Origin of the sequence: Acinetobacter albensis, from assembly GCF_900095025.1 — a bacterium.
Classification (GTDB): domain Bacteria; phylum Pseudomonadota; class Gammaproteobacteria; order Pseudomonadales; family Moraxellaceae; genus Acinetobacter; species Acinetobacter albensis.
Genome location: NZ_FMBK01000009.1, coordinates 81,676 through 104,635, shown reverse-complemented (window position 1 = coordinate 104,635; position 22,960 = coordinate 81,676). Strand labels below are relative to the sequence as shown.

The following is a 22,960-nucleotide window of genomic DNA, read 5'->3' as shown; positions in this document are numbered from 1 at the left end:
TGCGAGCATGAAAGTTGCAGTATTTGGAAAAACTTTATATGCGGGAGTGATGGCTGCGTTGTTGTCAGAGTGCGGTCATCAAGTGTACTGGTGTAATATTTTTCAAGATTCACAGCACATTCAACGTTATTTTCAAGATGAATCAGTCGAGCGTTTATTGGAAAAACAATTGGCTCAGGGCTTTCTTCAGTATTGTGACTTTAGCGCTTTACCCTTAGATTTGGATGCCTATTTATTTAGTTTTAGTCCTACCGATCAGCATCTTGGACAGCATGTTTTGTTGCAATTGCAGCAACGTGCAATCATTCATCCTAAACTCATGATCAATGCCTCCACACTAGGTTTACAGGGGACTGAAAACTTTAGCACCTTGCTTCCACAAGACCATTGGGTGTATTTACCTGACACCATTCAGGAAGGCAATGCTTTGGCCAGTGTGACCCAAGCCAAACAGTTGATTGTCGGTTGTAGCCAAGCCGAGGTTCAAGTCAAAGTTCGAGAATTATTGCGTCCTTTATTCCCACTTGAGCAGCAATACTTATTTATGCCGATTTTAGATGCCGAATTTACTAAACTGAGTATTTCTGGCATGTTGGCGACCCGTATCAGTTACATCAATGATTTGGCCGTCGTGGCTGAAAAATTAAATATTGATATTGCCCATGTACAGCAGGGCATGGCAGCAGATAATCGGATTGGACTGTCTTATTTAAGTCCTGGAGCAGGTTTTGGGGGTGAAAATTTTTCACACGATATTTTGACTTTGGCCAATACCGTCTCTGGTACTGGGGTAAAAAGTCAGTTGTTGGCCCAAGTTTGGGACATTAATGAACAACAAAAAGAGCTGTTGTTCCGAAAATTGTGGAATTACTTTCATGGTGATTTAAAAGATAAAACTGTGGCCATTTGGGGGGCTTCTTTTAAGGAAAATACCTCGCGCATTCAGCAATCACCGATTCACATGATGCTCAATGCTTTATGGGCACAAGGGGTTAAAGTTCGATTACATGATCCGCAAGCTTTAATTGAAATAGAAGCACTTTATGGGCAACGTGATGATTTGATATTATGTCACGATCAATATCAAGCAGTTCAGGGTGCACACGCGCTATGTTTGTTGACCGCATGGAAACAATACTGGAGTCCAGATTACAATAGGCTACATCAAACCATGTTGCATCCACTTATTTTAGATGGTCGTAATATTTACGACCCTGAATACATGAAACTGCAAGGTTTTGCCTATATGGGGATTGGACGATAATGCAAAAAACATCTCATTCTTTTCCTGCTATTCAAAACAATCAAAGCATTTTGGCGCATTTAAATGAATTAAGTCATTCATTTCAATCGATGCATGTAAATCAGTTATTTGAACAAAATCCGCAACGCTTTGATCATTTTTCCGTGCAATTTGATCAGTTGTTCTTTGATTATAGTAAACAGCGGATTGATCAAAATATCCTGAATGCTTTAATTGAATTTGCAGAAACTCAAAATTTAGCGGCTTGGATTCAAATATTATTTTCAGAACATGAGATTAATTATACCGAGCAGCGTGCGGCTATGCATTGGGCATTGCGCTTACCTGAACATGATTTGGTACATAGTGAACTGTCACAACAGGTACATGCGCAATTACAGCGCATGTTCAACTTGGTAGAAAAAATTCATGCTGGGCAATATCGCGGTGCCACGGGTGAGGTGATTCAGGATGTCGTCAATATTGGTGTAGGCGGCTCTGATTTGGGGCCTTTAATGGTGACCCAGGCATTGTCTGATTTTAAACACGCCACGACCAAGCCGCTGAATGTACATTTTGTTTCGACCATGGATGGGAGTCAGCTTTCAGAATTGTTGCATAAATTACGCCCTGAAACCACACTCTTTATTATTTCATCCAAATCTTTTGTCACAATTGATACTTTATCCAATGCGCAGACCGTCAAATTATGGCTAGAGAAATCCTTGGGTACACAACCAGAAACGCTTAAACATCATTTTATCGGTGTCTCGACCAAATCAGAAAAAATGGTTGAATGGGGTATTGCGCCCGAAAACCAGTTTTTACTCTGGGATTGGGTCGGTGGGCGTTACTCACTGTGGTCTTGTATTGGTCTGCCAATTGCTTTGACCATTGGCGTAGAAGGTTTTAAGCAATTTTTGGCAGGTGCTTATGCCATTGACCAACATTTCCAAAGTGCACCTTTAAATCAAAATATTCCAGTGTTAATGGGTTTGTTGGGTGTTTGGAATAATAATTTTCTCGATATTCAAACGCATGCCGTACTGCCCTATGACGGTCGTCTAAAATATTTTGCCTCTTATTTACAACAATTGGAAATGGAGTCGAATGGTAAGTCGATTCAGCGTACAGGCGAAAAAGTCATTTTAGATACCTGTCCGATTGTATGGGGTGAGGTAGGACCTAATGCTCAGCATGCGTTTTATCAATTGTTGCATCAGGGTACGCAAGCAGTCAGTTGTGATTTTATTGCGCCTATACAGCGATATAATACCAATCAGTTTACCTACGTGGAAAATGCCGATGCTTTAATTGAGCAGCATCATTTGGCTTTGTCTAATTGTCTGGCACAGTCGCGTTTATTGGCATTTGGTCATCAGGCTTTAGATCAGGTCGAACGAGAATGTTTACCGCTTTATAAACAGTATGCAGGTAATCAGCCGAGCAGTACGCTGTTATTAAATGAATTAAATCCTTATAGCTTGGGCATGTTGATTGCTTCGTTCGAACATAAAGTTTTCGTACAATCCGTGCTCTGGAATATTAATCCTTTCGATCAGTGGGGCGTAGAAAAAGGTAAGGATATCGCCAATCAGCTTTTGCCCATTTTAAATGGTGAGAGTGAAGATCTATCCAGTCTCGATGCGTCGACTCAAGGTTTAATCCAAATCTTATTAGGAAAAACACATGGCTAAAATTCTAGTAACTGGCGGTGCAGGTTATATTGGCTCGCATACCTGTATTGAATTATTAAATTCTGCACATGAAGTTGTTGTGTTGGATAACCTGTCGAATAGTGCTGAAGAATCGTTGCACCGTGTGCAAGAGCTGACAGGGAAAGCTTTGGTTTTCGTTGAGGGTGATATTCGGAATGGACATATTTTAGATCAAATTTTTACACAACATCAGATTGATGCGGTCATTCACTTTGCTGGTTTAAAGGCAGTGGGAGAAAGTCAGCACATTCCATTGACGTATTTTGATCATAATATTGCAGGTTCTCTGAGCTTGGTCAAAGCAATGGAGCGGGCAGGTGTTTTTAATTTAGTCTTTAGCTCATCTGCGACAGTGTATGATGAAGCCAATCGTTCACCATTAAATGAAGATATGCCGACAGGCATGCCAAGTAATAATTATGGGTATACCAAACTCATCATCGAGCAACTTTTACAGAAGCTTTCAATTGCAGATGCGCGTTGGTCAATTGCATTATTACGCTATTTCAATCCGGTCGGTGCACACAAAAGTGGTCGAATTGGTGAAGACCCTCAAGGAATTCCAAATAATTTGATGCCTTACGTAACTCAAGTGGCAGTTGGGCGTCGTGATAAATTATCAATTTTTGGTCAGGATTACGATACGGTTGATGGGACTGGTGTGCGTGATTATATTCATGTGGTGGATTTGGCAGTAGCGCATTTGTGCGCCTTAAATAACCGTTTAAAGGCGAAGGGGTGTCGTGCTTGGAATATTGGTACAGGTAATGGTTCATCTGTATTGCAAGTCAAAAATACGTTTGAACAAGTTAATGGTGTAACCATTCCATTTGAAATTGTGCCACGCCGTGAAGGTGATGTAGCAACCTCTTTTGCAGACAATACACGCGCAGTTGCAGAGTTAGGTTGGACACCGCAATATAACTTAGAAGATATGTTGGTCGATAGTTGGAATTGGCAAAAGCATAATCCAAATGGTTATCAAAATTAAAGAAGATCTATAAATGGGAGCGCAAGCTCCCATTTTAATGGATTTAACTTTGAATTAATGCGGTCAGTTCATCCACATAATGTTGCATCGGTTGAGGATTGTGATCTAAACGACTTTCAATATTTAAACGAAGCAGTGGTTCGGTATTTGAAGCACGAACATTGAAACGCCATGTTCCAAAATCTAAACTGATGCCATCGGTTTGATCTATTGAAGGATTTTGATCTGCATAATGATCAAATATTTTCTGAATAGTGTAGGCAGTATCGGTTACTTTAAAGTTAATTTCACCACTACATGGAAAATGGCTGATCATATCTTCAACCAGTGAAGATAAGGATTGCGAAGTTTCAGACAATAAAGAAACCACCAATAACCAAGGAATCATGCCACTATCACAATAAGCAAAGTCACGAAAATAATGATGTGCGCTCATTTCACCGCCATAGGCTGCATTATGCTCACGCATTTGATCTTTAATAAATGAATGACCTGATTTTGATTGAACTGCAACACCTTGATATTTTTCAATAATATCTAAGGTATTCCACACCAAACGCGGATCATGCACAATTTTTTCGCCTGATTGTTTCAGTAAAAAAGCTTGCGCCAGTAGACCGACAATATAGTAGCCTTCAATAAAATGACCTTTTTCATCAAATAAAAAACAGCGGTCAAAGTCACCATCCCATGCAATGCCCAAATCGGCTTGATGAGCCAAAACAGCTTGAGAAGTACTGTCACGGTTTTCAATTAAGATGGGATTAGGAATGCCATTGGGAAAGTGTCCATCAGCTTGATGATGAATTTTAATAAATGTTATTGGAATGTTTAATTGTCTAAATTTTTCTTCTATTGCATCAATAACATGACCGGCTGCGCCATTACCTGCATTCACCACTAGTTTCAAAGGCTTGATCTGGGATGGATCAATATAAGTCATCAGGTGATCAATAAATTCTGGCACAATATCGTATTTGTGTGTGTGGCCTTTTAGTTCAACCGCTAAAAATTGTTCGCTTTCGGCCAAAGCTTGAATTTCTTTAAGGCCTGAGTCTGCACCAATCGGACGTGCATTTTCACGAACCAATTTCATGCCATTATAATCCATAGGATTATGACTGGCTGTGATTTCAATTCCACCTTGAACATCTAAATGAAAAGCCGCGAAGTAAACTTCTTCTGTGCCTGTCATGCCTAAATCTAGTACATCTACCCCTGCATCATTTAAACCCTTGATCGTGGCCTGCTTTAAACCCTCACTGCTGAGACGAATATCGGCACCCACCACAATGGTTTTAGGCTGGTAAATTTGCCCATAAGCACGCCCTACTTTATAGGCAATTTCTTCATTGAGTTCTGTGCCCAATTTACCGCGGATATCATAGGCTTTAAAACAGGTCAGGGTGGTCATTAAAATTCCTTCAGTGATTCAAGATAGAAAGGCCAGTTTGTCTTTGAATAATATGTTAACAATTAAATATTTAATTAATTCAAAACTTATAATTATTTTGACTTTGTAGTCTTAGATTAAAATTTTAAACTTGAGTTTAGGCCTCGAATTTTAATTTAATAATAAAGTGGTGAAGCATATTATTAATTGCTATTTGAGTTCTATGTTTAATACCCCAAATAGGACCATCGCTCATTCGTTCATTAAAAAATGCTTTTTACAACCAATTTCGCGCCAGACAGATGAGACGCTGTTAGTGTAACATTTTCCAAGTCATCGACTTTCTATATCTACTCTGGTCTTTTTGATGCAAAAGAATGAATGGGATTTTAGATGTATGTCTACCTTCAAGAATAGATCGTTTTCATCACTTTTGATACCGACCTAGAAAAAGTACGAGGATAAAGTGAAGGGGGAAAATTCAGATTAGCCTGATCATTAATTTAATAGAATTGATGTTTGTTATTTTTTGTGAAAAATCTGGCTCAATGCTATAATTGTGTGTTTGATAATTTATCAGCTTTTAAAAATTGATCATGATGATGCAACTTCACGTATCCCACTTAAATATGAGTTTGGTTGATCAAAACTTATCAGCTATAGAAAAAATTCCTCCCATGCAGCGTCGACGTTTATCGCATCTCGCAAAACTGGCGTTGAATAGTGCGATGCAGACTTTAGAGCTTGCACAGGTCGATTATATTGTATGGGTGTCGCAGTATGGCGATGAAGCGAAAACACTAAAAATTCTAGAAGATGTGTTAAGCGATCAAACCCCTTCGCCGACCCAATTTTCAACGTCAGTGCATAATGCGATTTCAGGACTTTATTCCATTTTATGTCAGGATGCGACACCTGCGACCAGTTTGGCGGGTTCATGGAGCGATGGGCTGATTGAAGCCTATGCATGGTTAAAAACAATGCCCAAAGCGCATCAGGTTTTGCTGGTGTATTATGATGAAGCTTTGTCTGACCTCTATATGGAGCATCAGCCATTTTCTGCTTTTGCGATGTCCGCGATTATTTCATTAGCGCCTGCCAATCTGATCTTGAAGTCAAGTCATGTTGCTGAAGATCTAGCGTATCAGCAAGCTTTAGCGTTTAAGGTGTTTTGGAACAATCACAACCAAACTGAATCGAAAGCGTGGGCGAAATGTTGAAATTAAATCGAATTAAACAAAAAGCCAACTATGCATGGCGTGTTGGGGCTACAGGATTTAGTTTTGCCAGCTTTGGTTTGGGAGGAGTCGCGATTGGTGGGTTGATTGCACCACTGGTGAAGCTGAGTTCACCCGACCTTGAGATTCAAAAACAGCGCACCCAAAAGGTCATTAAACATAGTTTTAAAGGTTTCACTGAAATGATGGTGAAACTGGGCATTATGACGTATACGGTTGATGGTTTGGACAAATTACAACATAGCCAGCAGGAGTTGGTGATTGCCAATCATCCGACACTGATTGACGTGGTGGTTTTAATTGGTTTAATGGAACAAGCAAACTGTGTGGTCAAGCAGACGTTGTGGTCGAATCCATTTACCAAAGGCCCTGTACAAAGCGCAGGTTATATTTTAAATGCAGGTTCCGAACAATTTATTCAGGATTGTGTACATAAATTACAACAAGGCCATGTGGCTTCACTGTTAATCTTTCCTGAAGGAACACGAACAGCCAAAGGTGGGCAGTTGAATGACTTTCAGCGTGGTGCAGCCAATATTGCGCTGCGTGCAGGTGTGCCAATTCGCCCTGTGCTGATTACCTGCACGCCATCGACTTTGACCAAAAATGAAAAGTGGTATCACATTCCAGAACAGCCTTTTCATATCCATGTGAAAGTTTTGGATGCGATCCGAGTGGAAGACGTATTGGATGATGTAACGGTCAATCCCAAAAATGTGCGTCAATTAAATCAACAATTACAGTGGTTTTTTAACCAAGAGTTATCCGTAAATGAGCAATCTTGCTGATGAATTAAAGCAAATGATTATTGATGTCCTCGCCCTTGAAGACATCCGTATTGAAGATATTGATACAGACGCACCTTTGTTTGGTGATGGTCTGGGTTTGGACTCGATTGATGCTTTAGAACTGGGTTTGGCATTGAAAAAGTGCTATGGCATTCATTTGAATGCAGAGTCCGCAGAAACCAAAGAACATTTTAAATCAATTCAAAGCTTAGTGGCTTTGGTTGAAGCACAGAAAACAGCATAAGAGGTTGCTATGCTTGCACAAGAAACCGTGTTAGAAAAATTACGTGAATGGATGGAAGAGCTGTTTGAAATTGCGCCTGAAGATGTGCGGTTAGAATCAAACTTGGCTTCAGATCTCGATGTTGACAGTATTGATGCCATTGATTTGGTCGTGAAAATTAAAGAACTGACAGGCAAGCAAGTCAATCCTGAAGACTTTAAAAATGTGCGCACCGTACAAGATGTGGTGGTCGTAATTCAGAATATGTCGACTGCATGAACAACCTTTTAAAAGGGATAGCAGGGGTCGGATTGATCCTCTATCCTTTTTTTGTGGCTTATGCTTTAGCGCATGGACAGTATGTCTGGGTCAGTGCGGTATTGATTGCGCTGGGCATCTTGCGTCTATTGAGTAAGGGCAATGCTTTGCTGTGGCCCTTGACGGGTTTTGCCATTTTATGTGGTGGGCTGAGTTTGATTTTAAAAGATCATGCGTGGCTTAAACTCTATCCTGTTTTTATGAGTCTCGGGGCGTTGTTGATTTTTGCCAGCACCTTGATTCGACCGCCTTCGATGATTGAACGTTTTGCACGTTTGGCAGAGCCTAATTTGCCCGAAGAAGGGGTAGAGTGGACCCGTCAAGTGACCAAAGTTTGGTGTGGGTTTTTCTGCATCAATGCAGTCATTGCGCTAATCACCGTTTTTTTCGCACCGATGAAAATTTGGGTGCTGTATAACGGCTTGATCTCTTATCTCTTGATGGGTGGACTGTTACTGGGTGAGTTTGTGTTGCGCAAACGCCAGCAGCGACTGCATCAGGTACAGAAATAACAGCATCTCTGTTAGGTCAACTGAAACAGTGGCCTCGAACTATAGCGATTAAAAATACGGTTTTTAAAAACACATTTTATGTCTTGTCATTTTCAACACCATCTCCATTCATCGCGTCCCCTGTGTATTCAGGCGGATTCAAGTTCCGTTTCCTTTCACACTTTTTGGTTGGATGTAGCTGAACAGACTGCGCAAATTCAGCAGTTGGAACAGCCTATATGGGCGCTTTGGCAAGAACACAGTTATGAATTTTTAGTGTTGTTATTCGCGGCCTTGCAAGCAGGTAAGCAAGTGCTGTTGCCGCCGCATCGGGTCAGCGACTTAGAAAAAGAACTGGCTGAACAGCAGATTTATTTTTTAAAACGTTTGCCGTCGACAGCAGAGTCAACCTTCGAGCTTCAATTTGATGCTGCCTTTCTCAATCAGGCTCAGCTGTATTTTTATACTTCGGGCTCAACTGGACAGCCGAAAAAGATTCCGCGCAGCTTGCAACAGTTATTCAATGAAGTCTGTGGTTTAGAAGACAGTTTTGATTTGCCTGAGCAAGCGGTTGCGATCGCTACGGTGAGTCATCAGCATATTTATGGTTTGTTGTTTAAGCTGTTGTGGCCCTTAGCCAGTGGACGCAGTTTCTATCAAAAACAACTGGCTTTCCCTGAAGATGTGGTCGATAGCCAAAAGAAAATTGCCCATGTGCAGCTGCCCAATTATCTGATTTCCAGCCCTGCATTGTTGAAGCGCTGGACTACAGATGTGATATTGCAAGACTGCCATAGGGTCTATTCTTCGGGAGGAAAGTTGGATGCAGGCGTACGTCCTTTGCTGAACCGTCCGATTACCGAAGTATTTGGCAGTTCTGAAACAGGCGGGATTGCCCACCGTCAGGCAGATGATGCGTTATGGACCCCCTTTGCCAATGTCGACATTCAGTGCGTTGAACAGCAAGAGTTAGCCGTCAAAACTAACCATGCTTTTAGCGCGGATTGGATTTTGACAGGTGATAAAGTAAAGCTTATGGATGCACAAAACCCTAAAAGTCCATTTCAGTTATTGGGACGTTTGGACCGCATTGTTAAACTTGAAGAAAAGCGTTTAAGTCTCGATGCGATTGAAGTAAAAATTGTTGAGTTGGTCGAAATACAGCATTGCCATGTCCTAATTCATGAAAAAGAACAGCGCCAGATTTTGGCGGTGGTGGCTGTGCTGACCGAGGAAGCTCGTGTACTGCTCATTGAAAAGGGCAAAGCAGTATTCACCGCACAACTGAAAAAACAATTGCAAAACAAACTGGAAAGCATTGCGATTCCGCGGCAGTGGCGATTCTTAACGCAAATGCCACAAAATGCACAATCGAAGCTGAATAAACAGTATTTAAAATCACTCTTTCAGCCGATGATCTTGCCCGTTGTGCTGAAACAGCAATCTCAGGATACGCAGATCAGTTATGCTTTAGAATTTGTGCCAGAGCTGGAATGCTTTAAAGGCCACTTTCCGAACTTCCCTATTTATCCAGGCGTAGGACAAATTGGTTTTATTCAGCATTTTGCCAAACAAAACTGGGCGGATTTATTGTGGTGTAATGGTTTTGAGCAGTTAAAGTTTCAAGGACTGATCCAACCCTATCAAGTGGTGGAACTGGTGCTCAGTCGTAAAGCGCATAAAGTCAGTTTTGAACTGAAAAATCGTGACAAAATATTGGCATCAGGACGTTTGCTGTTTGCTGTCCCTTCAGACGTTTAAGCCGAGAGATAAAAATGAAACACTGCTTTGTGATTCCTGTGTATAACCATCCACATTATTTGGCTGCGTTGCTATCACATTTGAGTGGCTTTGAGTTACCTATTATTATGGTGAACGATGGCAGTGACGCCGATTGTACGGCAGTTTTACATCAGCTCGCGAGTGACTACCCATGGGTTGATTTGGTCGAGCATATACACAATCAGGGTAAGGGGCAGGCAGTGATCACGGGTCTAAAGCATGCCTTTCAATGTGGTTATAGTCATGCCTTGCAACTGGATGCTGACGGACAGCATGATTGGCAGGATGTGCAGCGTTTTTTAGAAACATCCATCCAACACCCCGAGGCAATGATTATTGGTCAGCCGATCTTTGATGAAACTGTTCCGAAAAAACGTCTTTATGGCCGTTATGCAACGCATATTTGGGTGTGGATTAACAGTCTGTCTTTTGACATTAAGGACAGCATGTGTGGCTTTCGCATTTACCCTCTGGCTCAGACAGTGAACATTCTAAACACAGCCAAGTTTCAACCGCGGATGGGCTTTGATTCGGAAATTTTGGTACGTTTGAAATGGGACAATGTGCGGTTTATCAATCTGCCTACCCATGTGATTTACCCTGAAGATGGTATTTCACACTTTGATGTTTGGCGGGACAATTTGGGCATGGCGCGTGCGCATAGTCGTTTGTTGGGTGGCATGCTGCTGCGTTTCCCCAAACTGATTTATCAGAAAGTGAAAGGCTAATGCGGTCAGAGAAGCATATGCAGAAATGGAGCGCCGTGAAAGAGCGGGGCGGGATGATACCGCTGATGCTGATGCTCGGTTTCTACCGCTTGGGTGGACGTTGGTTGTGCAGAGTTATATTGTACTTTGTAATTTTATGGTACTGGATTTTTTCCAATACAACGCGTCAGGCTTCGCTGTTGTACTTAAAAAAACTGCATCATTTTGCAGGTGTGCAGTCGCCGTTTCAGGCTGAGCCGCAGCTGTGGTACAGCTATACGCATTTGATGCATTTTGGCGAATGTATTTTAGATAAAATTGAGGGATGGCTTGGGCATATTCCTGAGCAGAACTTAAAGCTGCATGGTCATGCACACTTTCGTTCGCACTATCAAAAAGGTGCGGTGATTGTGGTGTCGCACTTTGGCAATATTGAATTGCTTCGTGCCATCAAATCAGAGCATCCACAAAAAATTAATGTACTGGTCTATCAAAAACATGCCACTAAGTTCAATGCATTTTTAAAAAAATTGAATGAACAGGCAGATGTTAATTTAATTTCGGTGGATGAGTTGGGGATTGAAACAGCACTGATTTTACAGGATAAGTTGGATCAAGGTGAATGGGTGATTGTAGCGGCAGACCGCGTACCCGTGCAGTCGGATCGGGTACAATCGGTTGCTTTTTTAGGCGAGCAAGCGCTGTGGCCCCAAGGGGCGTGGATTTTGGCCAGTTTGTTGAAAGCACCTGTGTTGGCGGTGTTTTGCTATCGAGTAGATACACATTTTGAAGTGCATATTCACCAAGTAGCGGAGCAGTTAAATTGGCCACGTAAAGAGCGTTTACATGCCATGCAACAGACCACACGACAGTATGTGGAGCTATTGGAACAGCATTGTATACGCGCGCCCTATCAATGGTTTAATTTTTATAATTTTTGGAATAAAGGATAAGTCTTGTGTTAATTGTTGGGGAAAATCCGCTCAGTATTGAAGATGTTGTGGCTGTAGCGCGTAAAGAAAAACAGGTGGCCTTGCCCGTATCCGCGGAATGGACAGCACTGATCCAACGCGGCGCAGATTTCCTTGATCAGCTGTTGCAAGACGAAGGCGTCATTTATGGCGTGACCACGGGTTATGGCGACTCGTGCTTGGTTGAAATTCCAGCCCACCAAGTGCATGAGCTGCCGCTACATTTATCGCGTTTTCATGGCTGTGGCATGGGGCAAAACTTAGACTTGATTACGGCGCGTGCTGTAGTTGTAGTGCGTTTATGTTCTTTGGCACGCGGCTATTCGGGTGTCTCCCATGCCTTGTTACAGCGTTTGGTCTGGATGCTGAATGAAGATGTGATTCCTGTGATTCCCTCTGAAGGTTCGGTGGGTGCCAGTGGTGACTTGACGCCTTTGTCTTATATCGCTGGGGCATTGGTCGGTGAGCGCGATGTGTACTATCAAGGTCAGATCGTGCCAATTGCACAAGTGTATGCCGAAAAAGGCTTGCAGCCTTTGGTAATGCGTCCTAAAGAAGGCTTGGCCCTGATGAATGGTACAGCGGTCATGACTGCCATCGCCTGCCTAAACTATAAAAAAGCAGAACAGATTTCTTTTGCCAGTACTTTGATTACCGCATTGAATGTTTTAGCTTTAGAAGGGAATCCAAGCCATTTTGATGAAGTCTTGTTTGCACAAAAACCACATCTGGGACAACAACATATTGCAGCCCAATTACGTGACTGGTTAAACAGTGAAGTACAAACTGAACACCAAAGTTCACGCTTGCAAGACCGTTATTCACTGCGCTGTGCACCGCATGTGATTGGGGTGTTTGAAGACTCTAAACTGTGGCTGCGTCAGTTTATTGAAAATGAGCTGAACTCAAGCAATGATAATCCATTGATTGATCCTGTGAATCTGCGTGTACTGCATGGTGGACATTTCTATGGTGGACATATTGCCCAAGCCATGGACAGCCTGAAAATTATGATTGCCAATATTGCTGACCTGATGGATCGTCAGTTGGCACAGTTGGTGGACTATAAAATGAACAATGGTTTGCCACGCAATTTAACGGGTTCTAGTCCTGAGCGCTTGCCGTTGAATCATGGTTTTAAAGCGGTGCAAATCGCGGTTTCAGCGTGGACGGCAGAAGCCTTAAAACAGACACTTGCTGCATCGATTTTCTCACGCTCAACCGAATGTCATAATCAAGATAAAGTCAGTATGGGCACTATTGCCGCGCGTGATGCTAGCCGTATCATTACCTTAACCGAACAAGTGATTGCAGCACTCAGTTGTGCAGCGGTTCAGGCGGTTAAACTCAAAGGTGTAGATACAGAACTCAGCCCTGTTTTAACAGCATTTCAACATTGGGTGCTTCAGAGTTTCACCTATGTAGAGGAAGATCGTCCTTTGCAACAAGAGCTTCAGGCGCTGGTTAATCGCTTTGAACATTTAGAACTGTTAAACAGCGTTGCTGTTCAATATTCATAGGAAATGAGCATGCATGCTGATGTAATGATTGAGGTGCCTTTTCATGATGTCGATACCATGAATGTGGTGTGGCACGGCCATTATTTAAAATATTTTGAAATTGCGCGCTGCAAACTGCTGGATCAATTTCATTACAACTATAATCAAATGCGCGACTCGGGCTACGCATGGCCTGTGATTGAAAGTCATGTCCGTTATGTACAAGGTATCGAGTTTGAACAAAAAATTCGCGTGCGTGCCATTTTAAAAGAATGGGAAAACCGTTTGAAAATTGAATATCTGATTTTCGATGCGGTTTCGGGCAGAAAGCTGACCAAGGGTTATACCTCACAAGTGGCGGTACACATTGAAAAACGTGAAATGTGCTTCCAGTCGCCACAGGTGTTGCTGGACTGTTTAAATGCATGGCCTGAATTTAAAGCGGAGTAATGCGAGTATGATTCGATACAAATTCTCTAAGCCGATTTTGGTTGTGTGTGCAGTCAGTGTGATGACTTTGCTTGCTCCCGCAGTGAGTGCGCAAAATACTGAATTGAAGCAGGTGTTTGCTCAGCTCGGTGCAACGCCTGTGGTGCGTGCCCAATTTGAGCAGCAGAAAAAACTGGCCGCTTTGAACAAAACTTATGTGTCCAAAGGCACGGTGCTGTTCAGCAAAAACCAAGGTGTACTGTGGCAAATTCAAAGTCCAGTTAAAGCCGATTTGGTGGTGACACCGCGTAAGTTGGTACAAAAGACGCAGCGAACGTCCAGTCAAATCGAAGTCGATAAGACCCCCTATGGCTCTGTAGCGACGATGTTTTTACAGTTAATGTCGGGCAACGAAGCGGCACTCGCTAAAAACTTTAATGTGGTGTCTGCCAATTACAGTCCGACGCAGTGGAATGTCAGCTTAACGCCTAAAAGCAGTCTATTTAAAAAGCTTTTTGTTCAAGTCGATGCGCAAGGTCAGCGTTATGTGGACCGTATTACCATTTTGGAACAAGTCAATAACCGCACCATCATTCGTTTTAGCCAGCAAACGGCTCAACCTCAAACTTTAACGGCTGCGGAAAATGCGCTTTTCCAATTGGCAAAATAAATTTAGCACCCTTTGGCTGTTGGTGCTGTGTGTCATTGCTTTGGCACTGGGCGTGGCTTGGCTGAATAAAGGTATTAAGATTGAGACCAATATTTTTGCTTTGCTGCCTGAGGCACATCAGGATGTTCATCTGGAACAAGCACAGCAATATGTGAGTCAGCAGTTAAATGACAAAGTTTTTGTGCTATTGGATGCCAAAACGGATCAGCAACTCGAACAGGCAACGCAAGCACTCAAAACCCAAGCCGACCAAAGTCAGCTATTTTTACCTGTTCGTCCGCAGCTTGATCCTGATCAATTTGCCCAAGCGTTGTATCAACACAAGGCGGGGCTGTTATCCAAGACTGATCAGCAGATTTTGCAAGAGCAAGATGATACCGCATTGATGGAGCAAGGCTTATTACAACTGATGAGTCCGGGCATGCCGATTACGGCTGAAATGCTCAAGCAAGATCCCTTGCTACTATTTCCGCGTTATGCAGTCGGTTTAAGTGCTTTACAAAATAATGCCGATATCAATTTAGAACAGGGCTTTGCCACGATTCGTGATGAGCAAGGTATCTCGCGCCTGATAGTACTTCAGCTCAACAACAGCCCTTATAACATTGCCTACCAAGAGCAGACTGCTGGGTTTATTAAAAATATCAATCAGCAACTCAGCCAGTTGCAGGTCAAACCGCACTGGACAGGTACACTGCTGTTTGCACAGTTCGGCACCAACTCTGCCAAAGAGGAAATTTCCACTATTGGCGTGGGTTCGACCATCGGGATTTTGCTTCTGGTCTGGTTTGGCTTCCGTTCGATACGACCGATGCTGACGGAAATGGTTGCGGTCGGCACAGGCAGCTTGGTGGCCTTTGCGGTGACGTATTGGGTGTTCGGCGAAATTCACTTGATGACACTGGTCTTTGGCGCCAGTTTGATTGGGGTCTGTGTCGATTTTTCATTTTACTTTATGGCCATGCAGTCTCAGCACCGACAGATTGATGGATTTGCTGTTTTAAAACCATTATTGCCGAGTTTATTTGTGGGGCTAATGACCACGCTGTTGGCCTATGTGGTGCTGAGTTTTACTCCATTTCCGGGCTTTAAACAGATTGCGGTCTTTTCCATGGTTGGACTGAGTGCCGCATGGGTAACCAGTATTTTACTGCTGCCACGTTTGCCTACGCTGAATGCGGAACCTGCGATACGTGCTTTGGGCTTTATTGGCAAAGCACGCAGTTATGTGCAGAGTCGAAATACGCTGCGCTATGGCATGATTTCACTGATTCTACTGGTAACGGGTAGTAGTCTCGTCTTCCTGAAAAGCAATGATGACATCCGCAATCTGCAAAGTATGGATGCCACCTTAAAGCAGGAAGATCAATATATTCGTTCGCGTTTTATGCAACAGCAAAGCAGCGAATATTTTGTGGTACAGGGCAGAACCCCAGCAGAATTAGAGCGGCATGAACAGCAACTACTGGCAGAGCTTACGCCCTTGCAGCAGGCTGGAAAGCTAGATGCTGTACAAGCTTTAGGGCAGTGGATTCCCTCGCTTGAGCAGCAAAAACACAATATCGCGATGTTACAGGCGATTCCTCAATCCGCTTTGGTGAAATATGCGCAAGCACTACAGCTCAACGCAGCCGATGTTTTAAACTGGCAAGCGCATTTAAAAGACCAACCGTTATTGACCGAAGCAGTCTTTAAAGACCATCCCTTGCATTTTTTCCAGATGAGTCCGACACAACGTTTGGTGATGTTGCAAAATGTGCATGACGTCAAAGCCGTGCAACAGCTTGAAAATGCTGATGTACAACTGTTACGTCCAGTTCATCAACTGTCTGAATTGTTTAAACAGCATCGAGTGCAGGCACAGTGGCTATTACTCAGCGCTTTGCTGATTTTAGCCGTTGGCTTAGGGGCACTTTATGGAAAAAAATCTATTCTGCCTTTGGTGTTGCCTGTCAGTATGGCTTTAATGACTACTTTTGCGATTCAAGCCTGGCTGGGTGTCGAGATTAATTTATTCAGCATTATGGGCACCTTCCTGATTATTGGGATTGGGGTGGACTATGCAATCTTCTACCGCCACGGACACGATCATCCACAGGTGGTGGGTATGGCTCTGTTCCTGTGCATGATGTCGACGTTCTTTGGTTTTGGTTTGCTGTCTTTTAGTCATACCTATGCCATTCACAGTTTCGGCTTAACGGTTTTGCTGGGTGTTATTTTTTCATTTATTTATGCCACACTTTTTACATCCTCCGATGCAAAGCATGGGGTGGTTCAACAATATCAGCCAAAGAGCTGAGTCAAAGGGTACAGTGCAATGAGCACCATGCAACAGACAGATGTTTTAATTATTGGGGCGGGACCATCAGGTAGCTCGGCCGCAGCTTTGCTGCGCCAAAAAGGCCATCAAGTCACGGTCATTGAAAAGCAGTTTTTTCCGCGTTTTTCCATCGGCGAGTCTTTATTGCCGCAGTGTATGGTGTTTTTAGAAGAAGCGGGCTTATTAGAGACGGTGCGTGCACATGCCGATGAATATGCCTTTCAGTTTAAAAATGGCGCGGTTTTTTTAAGAGGCTCACAGCGCAGCTTTTATGACTTTACCCAAAAGTTTAGTGAAGGTCCAGGCACCACATGGCAGGTACGACGTGCCAACTTTGACCAGCTTTTGGCACAGCAAGCCGAAAAAATGGGAACGGACATCCGTTTTGGTCATGAAGTATTGGCGGTCGATGTGGCATCTACACAGCCGATTTTGACGGTCAAAGATGCGCAAGGTAACAGTTACCAAATTCAAGGCAAGTTCCTCTTAGATGCCAGTGGTTTTGGCCGCATTTTGCCAAAGTTTCTCGACTTAGAAAGTCCATCGGACTTTCCTGTGCGCCGTGCAGTTTTTACCCATATTGAAGATGGTTTATTGAATGACCCTGAGTTTGATCGTGAGAAAATTTTAATTACCGTACATGAAAAAGACCACCGTGCATGGTACTGGCTGATTCCCTTTGCTGATGGGCGTTCTTCATTTGGCATCGTGGCGGAGCAAGATTTTTTTGAAAAATACGGTTATGACGGCAGTGCGGACTATGACTTAGAAGCCTTGCAGAAACGTATTTTGGCTGATGATGCCAGTTTGTCGCATGTGCTGCGTCATACCAAACATGATACTCCTGTACGTACTTTGGTGGGCTACTCTGCTGATGTGAAACATTTGGCATCCAACAACTATGCGCTACTCGGCAATGCAGGCGAGTTCCTAGATCCTGTTTTTTCTTCAGGGGTGACCATTGCCTTGAAATCTTCCAGTCTAGCGGTGCCTTTGGTCGAGCAAGTGCTGCAAGGTCAGGCGGTCGATTGGATGGAGCAATATGAAAAGCCGCTGCGTAAAGGCATTCAAGTGTTCCGTGCCTATGTCGAGTCATGGTATTCGGGGGAGTTTCAGGATGTGGTGTTCTCCACGCATCAGGATGAAAAAATCCGTCGTATGATTGCTTCTTTACTGGCAGGTTATGCGTGGGATGCGAGCAACCCGATTCATCGTAATGCCAAGCAACGTCTGAGCACTTTGGCCGAATATTGCCGAGAAGAACAACCCCAAAAAGAGTCGCTGACCGATGAAACTTAAGCTGTGTTTAAAGACCATCAGTTGGGTTTTAGCCAGTGCTCTGCTTTGTAGTGCTTGCCAAAGCTGGATCCCAAAAGCGCAAGGACTCGCGACCCCGCAGTGGGCTGCGCAGAATTACCAGCGCCAAGACCAAATTGAAGTGCAGTGGAAAACCCAGAGTTTCAGCTTTTTACTGTACCAACAGCAACGTGGGCAGTCACTTGACATGCTAGCGCTCAGCCTTACGGGACAGCTGTTGTTTAAGCTCAGTTTTGATGGTCAAAAAGTAGAAGTTGAACAGCGGATTGAGGCGATGAAACTGTTGCCTTTCGATTACGTGGTACGCGATATTCTGTATGCGACCTATCCAAATTTTACTACGTTACATGCAGCTCAAAATGCGGTCGTGCAGAAAGACGATACCATTTATATACAGCAACAGCCCGTATTGAAAATTCAGCAAAATGAGGGAGTAATTGAGCTAGATAATCTGCAAGTGCCTTATCAGATAGTGATCAGTGCAGTGAGCAATACTTTAGAAGATGATCAAGGTGACCATCATGACTAAAAATCTACAGCATGTTTCAGCCGTTGGTATTCAGTTTAGTGCGGCGCTGTCGGCTTTGGGACAAAATACCGCTGAGCTTCAACATGCCTTAACAAGCACAGAAAATACCTTGTCGCAACGAGAGGATCTGATTGCGGGGCGTACGGTATGGGTTGGCGCATATAACTCAGCGTTGATACAGAACATTCCTGAAAACTTAAGCGGTGCAGACTCACGAAATTTACGCTTTGCGCTGACTGCTTTGTCGCACATTGAAACTGAGATTCGTGCCTATACTGCACAGTTCTCTAAACAGCGTCTTGCGGTGATTATGGGCACATCGACGTCTGGAATCGCAGATAATGAGCCTGTATTAAAAGCGCAGTTGCAGCAGCCAACAACGCAGTCTGTACAACATCAAAAACAGGAAATGGGCAGTTTGGCGAAGGCCTTACAACATTATTTGGACTGGGATGGACCTGCCTATACTATTTCTACCGCTTGTTCCTCGGCAGCTAAAGCGATGGCGGCGGGGCAACGTCTGCTGAATGCCGATTTGGCCGATGCTGTCTTAGTTGGTGGAGTCGATACCCTGTGCAAGCTGACCTTAAATGGTTTTGAGAGTTTAGAAAGCTTATCGAGCGGAATTTGTCAGCCCTGTGGTGCCAACCGTGACGGTATTAATATTGGTGAAGCCGCAGGGCTGTTTTTATTGTCTAAAGCACCTGCAGCTGTGATGTTGCTGTCGAGTGGTGAGTCAATGGATGCATGGCATATTTCAGCACCACATCCCGAAGGACGAGGGGCTGTAGAGGCAATGCAAAACGCATTAAATGTTGCACAGCTTGAAGCAGGTGATATTGGTTATTTGAATTTACACGGCACATCCACACCGCAAAATGATGCGATGGAGATTAAGGCGGTACAGACCGTTTTTTCAGATGCAGCTGTGGCCTTGAGCAGCACCAAACACAAAACGGGACATTGTCTGGGGGCAGCTGGTGCAATCGAAGCCTTTATTTGCCAGCAGGTTTTATTGGATCAATCCTGGTTGCCGCTGCATCATGCAGGCGAATTGGACGAGGCTTTGGTTGGGCAAAATTATGTGCGTGTTCCACATTTGGCTGCACCGATTCGCTATGTAATGAGTAATTCCTTTGCTTTCGGTGGCAGCAATATCAGTTTAATTTTGGGGACGGCTTTGCCATGATGGATGCTGTACAATTTATTCCGCATGAAAAACCGATGGTTTTCGTGAGTCATCTAATTGAAGCTAATGATGAGTTTGCCATTGCAGAGCTTCACATTACCGCTGATTTGATGTTTTGTGAGCCAGAAGGTTTGCCCACATGGAGCAGCATTGAGCTTATGGCACAGACCATCAGCGCCTATGCAGGCTATAAAGGACAGACTAAAGGATTGCCACCGAAAATTGGCTTTTTATTGGGCACTCGTAAAATGCAGTTACCTTGTGCCTATTATAGTTTGGGCACAACGGTGCAGATTCGGGTAGAACAAAGTTATTTGCACGAAGGTCTGGGGCAGTTTAATTGTGAAATTGTATATCAAGAGCATCAGTTCAGCGCCATATTAAGCGTATTTGAGCCTGAAAATATGAATGAAATCATTGGAAAACTAGTGTGAACAGAAGAATTTTAGTCACGGGTTCAAGTCGTGGAATAGGTAAAGCGATTGCTTTGGAATTGGCTCAAGCAGGTTTTGATGTCACGGTACATGCACGCTCAAGACAACATGAAGCAGAACAAGTTGCCGCGCACATACAAGCCTTGGGTCAGTCTAGCCATGTGTTGATGTTTGATGTTAATGATCGTGCAAACATCACGACTATTTTAGAACAGGATATTGCTGAACATGGCGCTTTTTACGGTGTGGTGCTCAATGCAGGACTGACCCGTGATGGCGCTTTCCCCGCATTGACCGATGAAGACTGGGATGAAGTGGTTTCGACCTCTCTGAACGGTTTTTACAATGTGCTAAAACCTCTGGTGATGCCGATGATCCGCTTGAAAAAGGGCGGACGTATTGTGACCTTATCTTCAGTGTCTGGGATCATGGGGAACCGTGGTCAGGTAAACTATAGTGCTGCCAAAGCAGGCTTGATTGGTGCGACCAAAGCACTGGCACTAGAGCTAGCAAAACGAAAAATTACGGTGAACTGTGTTGCTCCAGGCTTGATTGAAACCGAAATGGTGAGCGAAGAAGTCAAAGAGCATGCTTTGAAAATGATTCCGATGCAACGCATGGGGCAGGTAGAAGAAGTCGCAAAAGTGGTGAAGTTCTTATGTAGTGATGATGCCAGTTATATCACCCGCCAAGTGATTTCAGTCAATGGAGGTTTGATCTAATGAAACGTGTTGTCGTGACAGGCATGTCTGGAATTACCTCTTTGGGTGAAACCGCAGAGCAAATTTTTGAACAATTTGAACAAGGCGAAAGTGGCATTCGCTATATGCCTGATTGGGAAATTTATCCCGATTTACGCAGTAAATTGGCTGGCCCTGTTGAATTCTTTACTGTACCTAAGCATTTTAACCGTAAAGTGACCCGAGGCATGGGTCGCGTGGCCTTAATGTCTGCCGTATGTGCTGAAAAAGCATTGGAAGACGCAGGTTTACTGCATGCCGATATCTTAAAAAGTGGCGATGCAGGCGTGGCTTTTGGTTCCTCTGCGGGCAGTGTAGATGCGGTGCGTGAGTTTGGCGCGATGTTGATTGAGCATAATATGAGTCAACTCAATGCTACGACCTACATTCGTATGATGTCGCATACCAGTGCAGTCAATATGACAGTGTATTTCGGCCTAAAAGGTTTAACGCTGCCGACCTCAAGTGCTTGTACTTCAGGTTCCATGGCGATTGGTCAGGCTTATGAAGCGATTAAATATGGTAAACAAACTGTGATGATCGCAGGTGGTGCAGAAGAGCTCAGTGCCGCTGGTTCAGCTGTGTTCGATGTGTTGTTAGCGACCAGTGTGCAAAATGACCATCCAGAGAAAACCCCACGTCCCTTTGATGCAAAGCGTGATGGTTTAGTGGTGGGTGAAGGCGCAGGCTGTTTGATTTTAGAAGAATATGAACATGCTCAAGCGCGTGGAGCGACCATTTATGCCGAGATTGTCGGTTATGGTAGTAATACCGATGGTCAGCATGTGACCCGACCTGATTCTGAAATGATGGGGCGTTGTATGCAGTTGGCACTGAAAGATGCACAGCTTGCTGCTGCGGATATCGATTATGTCAATGCACACGGTACCTCAACCGATCAGGGGGATATTGCTGAATCACAAGCAACTGCTCGTATCTTAGGTAAAAAGCCGATTAGCTCATTAAAAAGTTATTTTGGGCATACACTTGGAGCGTGTGGGGCAATTGAGGCGTGGTTGAGTATTGAAATGATGCGACGCAATCAGTTGGTGCCTACGCTAAATTTAGATCAGATTGACAGCGCTTGTGGTGATCTAGATTATATTGTTTCAGATATGCGTTCAGCAGAAACGCAAATGATCATGAGCAACAATTTTGCTTTTGGGGGAATTAATACCTCCTTGATTTTTAAACGTATCAAATAAAATGAGGGAAAAATAATGTCTTTTAAAAATATCTATGCAGTGGTTGTGTTGTCTTTCGCTACGATTGCATCGGCTCAAGCGGCTGACAAAATGTATGATTTTAAGTTTCAAGAAGCGGTGAGTCGTGCAGTTGCAGATGGTGTACTCGATGGTTCAGTGAATTTTTATTTGGCTGGAACTAAATCGGGTGGCAAAGTGATTGAAAAAGGCTTAGTGACCAATAAAAAGACCAATGGTTTTGCCAAGTCAGCCGAAAGTTCATGTGATCATGTACTTCGTTCAGCATTGATTCAATTCCAAAATACAGCGAAAGCCAATGGCGCAAATGCCGTGACCAATCTGGTGAGTTTCTATAAATCGAATGAAACACGGAGTAGTACGACATATCAATGTGCCAAAGGGACCGCGATGGCGGGTGTAGCATTGAAAGGGGACTTGGTGAAATTTTAGTTCTAAAGACAAAAGAGCTGATTTTCTTTGAATGTATAACAGCACGAGTTGATTAGATTTACCATGATGAATATTCTGATTAAAGGTATCCATCATGGGCCAGTATATGAACAATACCGGTCTAAACAAGTCATTCAATGCCATCAATGATTTGTGATGAATTGATATTATGAAACCTAAATTAAGGTTTTAAACTTGATTTAAGAATTTAATTCAATAATAGAGTTCTTAGTTATTGATTAATAAAAAATTTAAAGACTAAAAGTTAATAGCGAGAATTTTAATGAATAAAAGCTAATAAATTATTCGAGTTAT

General features: G+C 43.4%; 23 protein-coding genes. 22 read left to right on the top strand and 1 reads right to left on the bottom strand.

Translation table 11 applies throughout. The features are described 5' to 3' along the window. The first annotated feature begins 7 nt into the window (after positions 1-7). From GA0116959_RS09015 to galE, 3 genes are read left to right on the top strand one after another with little or no spacing between them, the layout of a single operon-like run. Positions 8-1,264, top strand: a complete 1,257-nt coding sequence (locus tag GA0116959_RS09015) for a UDP binding domain-containing protein (RefSeq protein ID WP_092720334.1) — start codon at positions 8-10, stop codon at positions 1,262-1,264. After that, on the top strand, positions 1,264-2,940 hold the full coding sequence (gene pgi / locus GA0116959_RS09010; RefSeq protein ID WP_092720332.1) for a glucose-6-phosphate isomerase: 1,677 nt from the start codon (positions 1,264-1,266) through the stop codon (positions 2,938-2,940). The genes GA0116959_RS09015 and pgi overlap by 1 nt, the downstream gene beginning before the upstream one ends. After that, the gene (galE, locus tag GA0116959_RS09005; RefSeq protein WP_092720330.1) at positions 2,933-3,952 is read left to right on the top strand and encodes a UDP-glucose 4-epimerase GalE; all 1,020 of its coding nucleotides are present in this window, start codon (positions 2,933-2,935) and stop codon (positions 3,950-3,952) included. Before pgi ends, galE begins: the two co-directional genes overlap by 8 nt. Positions 3,953-3,995: 43 nt before the next feature. Here galE and GA0116959_RS09000 read toward each other — a convergent pair whose 3' ends face one another. Beyond that, complete coding sequence (locus GA0116959_RS09000; RefSeq protein ID WP_092720328.1) at positions 3,996-5,366, bottom strand: phosphohexomutase domain-containing protein; 1,371 nt, start codon at positions 5,364-5,366, stop codon at positions 3,996-3,998. A gap of 578 nt (positions 5,367-5,944) precedes the next feature. Here GA0116959_RS09000 and GA0116959_RS08995 point away from each other — a divergent pair. From GA0116959_RS08995 to GA0116959_RS08905, 19 genes are all read left to right on the top strand, one after another. After that, a complete protein-coding gene (locus GA0116959_RS08995) occupies positions 5,945-6,565 on the top strand; it encodes a beta-ketoacyl synthase chain length factor (protein WP_092720326.1) in 621 nt (206 codons plus the stop codon). Then, on the top strand, positions 6,559-7,371 hold the full coding sequence (locus GA0116959_RS08990) for a lysophospholipid acyltransferase family protein (protein ID WP_092720324.1): 813 nt from the start codon (positions 6,559-6,561) through the stop codon (positions 7,369-7,371). The genes GA0116959_RS08995 and GA0116959_RS08990 overlap by 7 nt, the downstream gene beginning before the upstream one ends. After that, a complete protein-coding gene (locus GA0116959_RS08985; protein ID WP_092720322.1) occupies positions 7,355-7,615 on the top strand; it encodes a phosphopantetheine-binding protein in 261 nt (86 codons plus the stop codon). The genes GA0116959_RS08990 and GA0116959_RS08985 overlap by 17 nt, the downstream gene beginning before the upstream one ends. Positions 7,616-7,624: 9 nt before the next feature. Next, positions 7,625-7,873, top strand: a complete 249-nt coding sequence (locus tag GA0116959_RS08980) for an acyl carrier protein (RefSeq protein ID WP_092720319.1) — start codon at positions 7,625-7,627, stop codon at positions 7,871-7,873. Continuing rightward, on the top strand, positions 7,870-8,424 hold the full coding sequence (locus tag GA0116959_RS08975) for a COG4648 family protein (protein WP_092720317.1): 555 nt from the start codon (positions 7,870-7,872) through the stop codon (positions 8,422-8,424). Before GA0116959_RS08980 ends, GA0116959_RS08975 begins: the two co-directional genes overlap by 4 nt. 78 nt (positions 8,425-8,502) lie before the next feature. After that, on the top strand, positions 8,503-10,164 hold the full coding sequence (locus GA0116959_RS08970; protein ID WP_092720315.1) for an ApeI family dehydratase: 1,662 nt from the start codon (positions 8,503-8,505) through the stop codon (positions 10,162-10,164). Between the two features lie 14 nt (positions 10,165-10,178). Then, a complete protein-coding gene (locus GA0116959_RS08965; RefSeq protein WP_092720313.1) occupies positions 10,179-10,913 on the top strand; it encodes a glycosyltransferase family 2 protein in 735 nt (244 codons plus the stop codon). Between the two features lie 17 nt (positions 10,914-10,930). Beyond that, entirely contained in the window at positions 10,931-11,845 is a 915-nt protein-coding gene (locus GA0116959_RS08960) for a lysophospholipid acyltransferase family protein (RefSeq protein ID WP_092720466.1), read from the top strand. A gap of 5 nt (positions 11,846-11,850) precedes the next feature. After that, positions 11,851-13,383, top strand: a complete 1,533-nt coding sequence (locus tag GA0116959_RS08955; protein WP_092720311.1) for an HAL/PAL/TAL family ammonia-lyase — start codon at positions 11,851-11,853, stop codon at positions 13,381-13,383. A 9-nt stretch (positions 13,384-13,392) separates the two neighbouring features. Beyond that, complete coding sequence (locus GA0116959_RS08950) at positions 13,393-13,812, top strand: acyl-CoA thioesterase (RefSeq protein ID WP_092720309.1); 420 nt, start codon at positions 13,393-13,395, stop codon at positions 13,810-13,812. A 7-nt stretch (positions 13,813-13,819) separates the two neighbouring features. Beyond that, the gene (locus GA0116959_RS08945) at positions 13,820-14,461 is read left to right on the top strand and encodes a LolA family protein (protein ID WP_092720307.1); all 642 of its coding nucleotides are present in this window, start codon (positions 13,820-13,822) and stop codon (positions 14,459-14,461) included. Then, positions 14,436-16,760: an MMPL family transporter gene (locus GA0116959_RS08940; RefSeq protein ID WP_092720305.1), complete on the top strand. Its 2,325-nt coding sequence runs from the start codon at positions 14,436-14,438 to the stop codon at positions 16,758-16,760. Before GA0116959_RS08945 ends, GA0116959_RS08940 begins: the two co-directional genes overlap by 26 nt. A gap of 18 nt (positions 16,761-16,778) precedes the next feature. Further along, a complete protein-coding gene (locus tag GA0116959_RS08935) occupies positions 16,779-18,080 on the top strand; it encodes an NAD(P)/FAD-dependent oxidoreductase (protein ID WP_092720303.1) in 1,302 nt (433 codons plus the stop codon). Further along, on the top strand, positions 18,070-18,627 hold the full coding sequence (locus tag GA0116959_RS08930) for a DUF3261 domain-containing protein (RefSeq protein ID WP_092720301.1): 558 nt from the start codon (positions 18,070-18,072) through the stop codon (positions 18,625-18,627). Before GA0116959_RS08935 ends, GA0116959_RS08930 begins: the two co-directional genes overlap by 11 nt. Then, positions 18,620-19,816: a beta-ketoacyl-[acyl-carrier-protein] synthase family protein gene (locus tag GA0116959_RS08925; protein WP_092720299.1), complete on the top strand. Its 1,197-nt coding sequence runs from the start codon at positions 18,620-18,622 to the stop codon at positions 19,814-19,816. The genes GA0116959_RS08930 and GA0116959_RS08925 overlap by 8 nt, the downstream gene beginning before the upstream one ends. Then, on the top strand, positions 19,813-20,250 hold the full coding sequence (locus tag GA0116959_RS08920; protein WP_004684333.1) for a hotdog family protein: 438 nt from the start codon (positions 19,813-19,815) through the stop codon (positions 20,248-20,250). Before GA0116959_RS08925 ends, GA0116959_RS08920 begins: the two co-directional genes overlap by 4 nt. Beyond that, positions 20,247-20,972 carry a 3-ketoacyl-ACP reductase FabG2 gene (locus tag GA0116959_RS08915; protein WP_092720297.1) on the top strand — a complete coding sequence of 242 codons (726 nt, stop codon included), beginning with the start codon at positions 20,247-20,249 and terminating at the stop codon, positions 20,970-20,972. Before GA0116959_RS08920 ends, GA0116959_RS08915 begins: the two co-directional genes overlap by 4 nt. Next, the gene (locus tag GA0116959_RS08910) at positions 20,972-22,195 is read left to right on the top strand and encodes a beta-ketoacyl-ACP synthase (RefSeq protein ID WP_092720295.1); all 1,224 of its coding nucleotides are present in this window, start codon (positions 20,972-20,974) and stop codon (positions 22,193-22,195) included. Before GA0116959_RS08915 ends, GA0116959_RS08910 begins: the two co-directional genes overlap by 1 nt. A 15-nt stretch (positions 22,196-22,210) precedes the next feature. Beyond that, the gene (locus GA0116959_RS08905) at positions 22,211-22,645 is read left to right on the top strand and encodes an excinuclease (RefSeq protein WP_092720293.1); all 435 of its coding nucleotides are present in this window, start codon (positions 22,211-22,213) and stop codon (positions 22,643-22,645) included. Positions 22,646-22,960 lie beyond the last annotated feature (315 nt).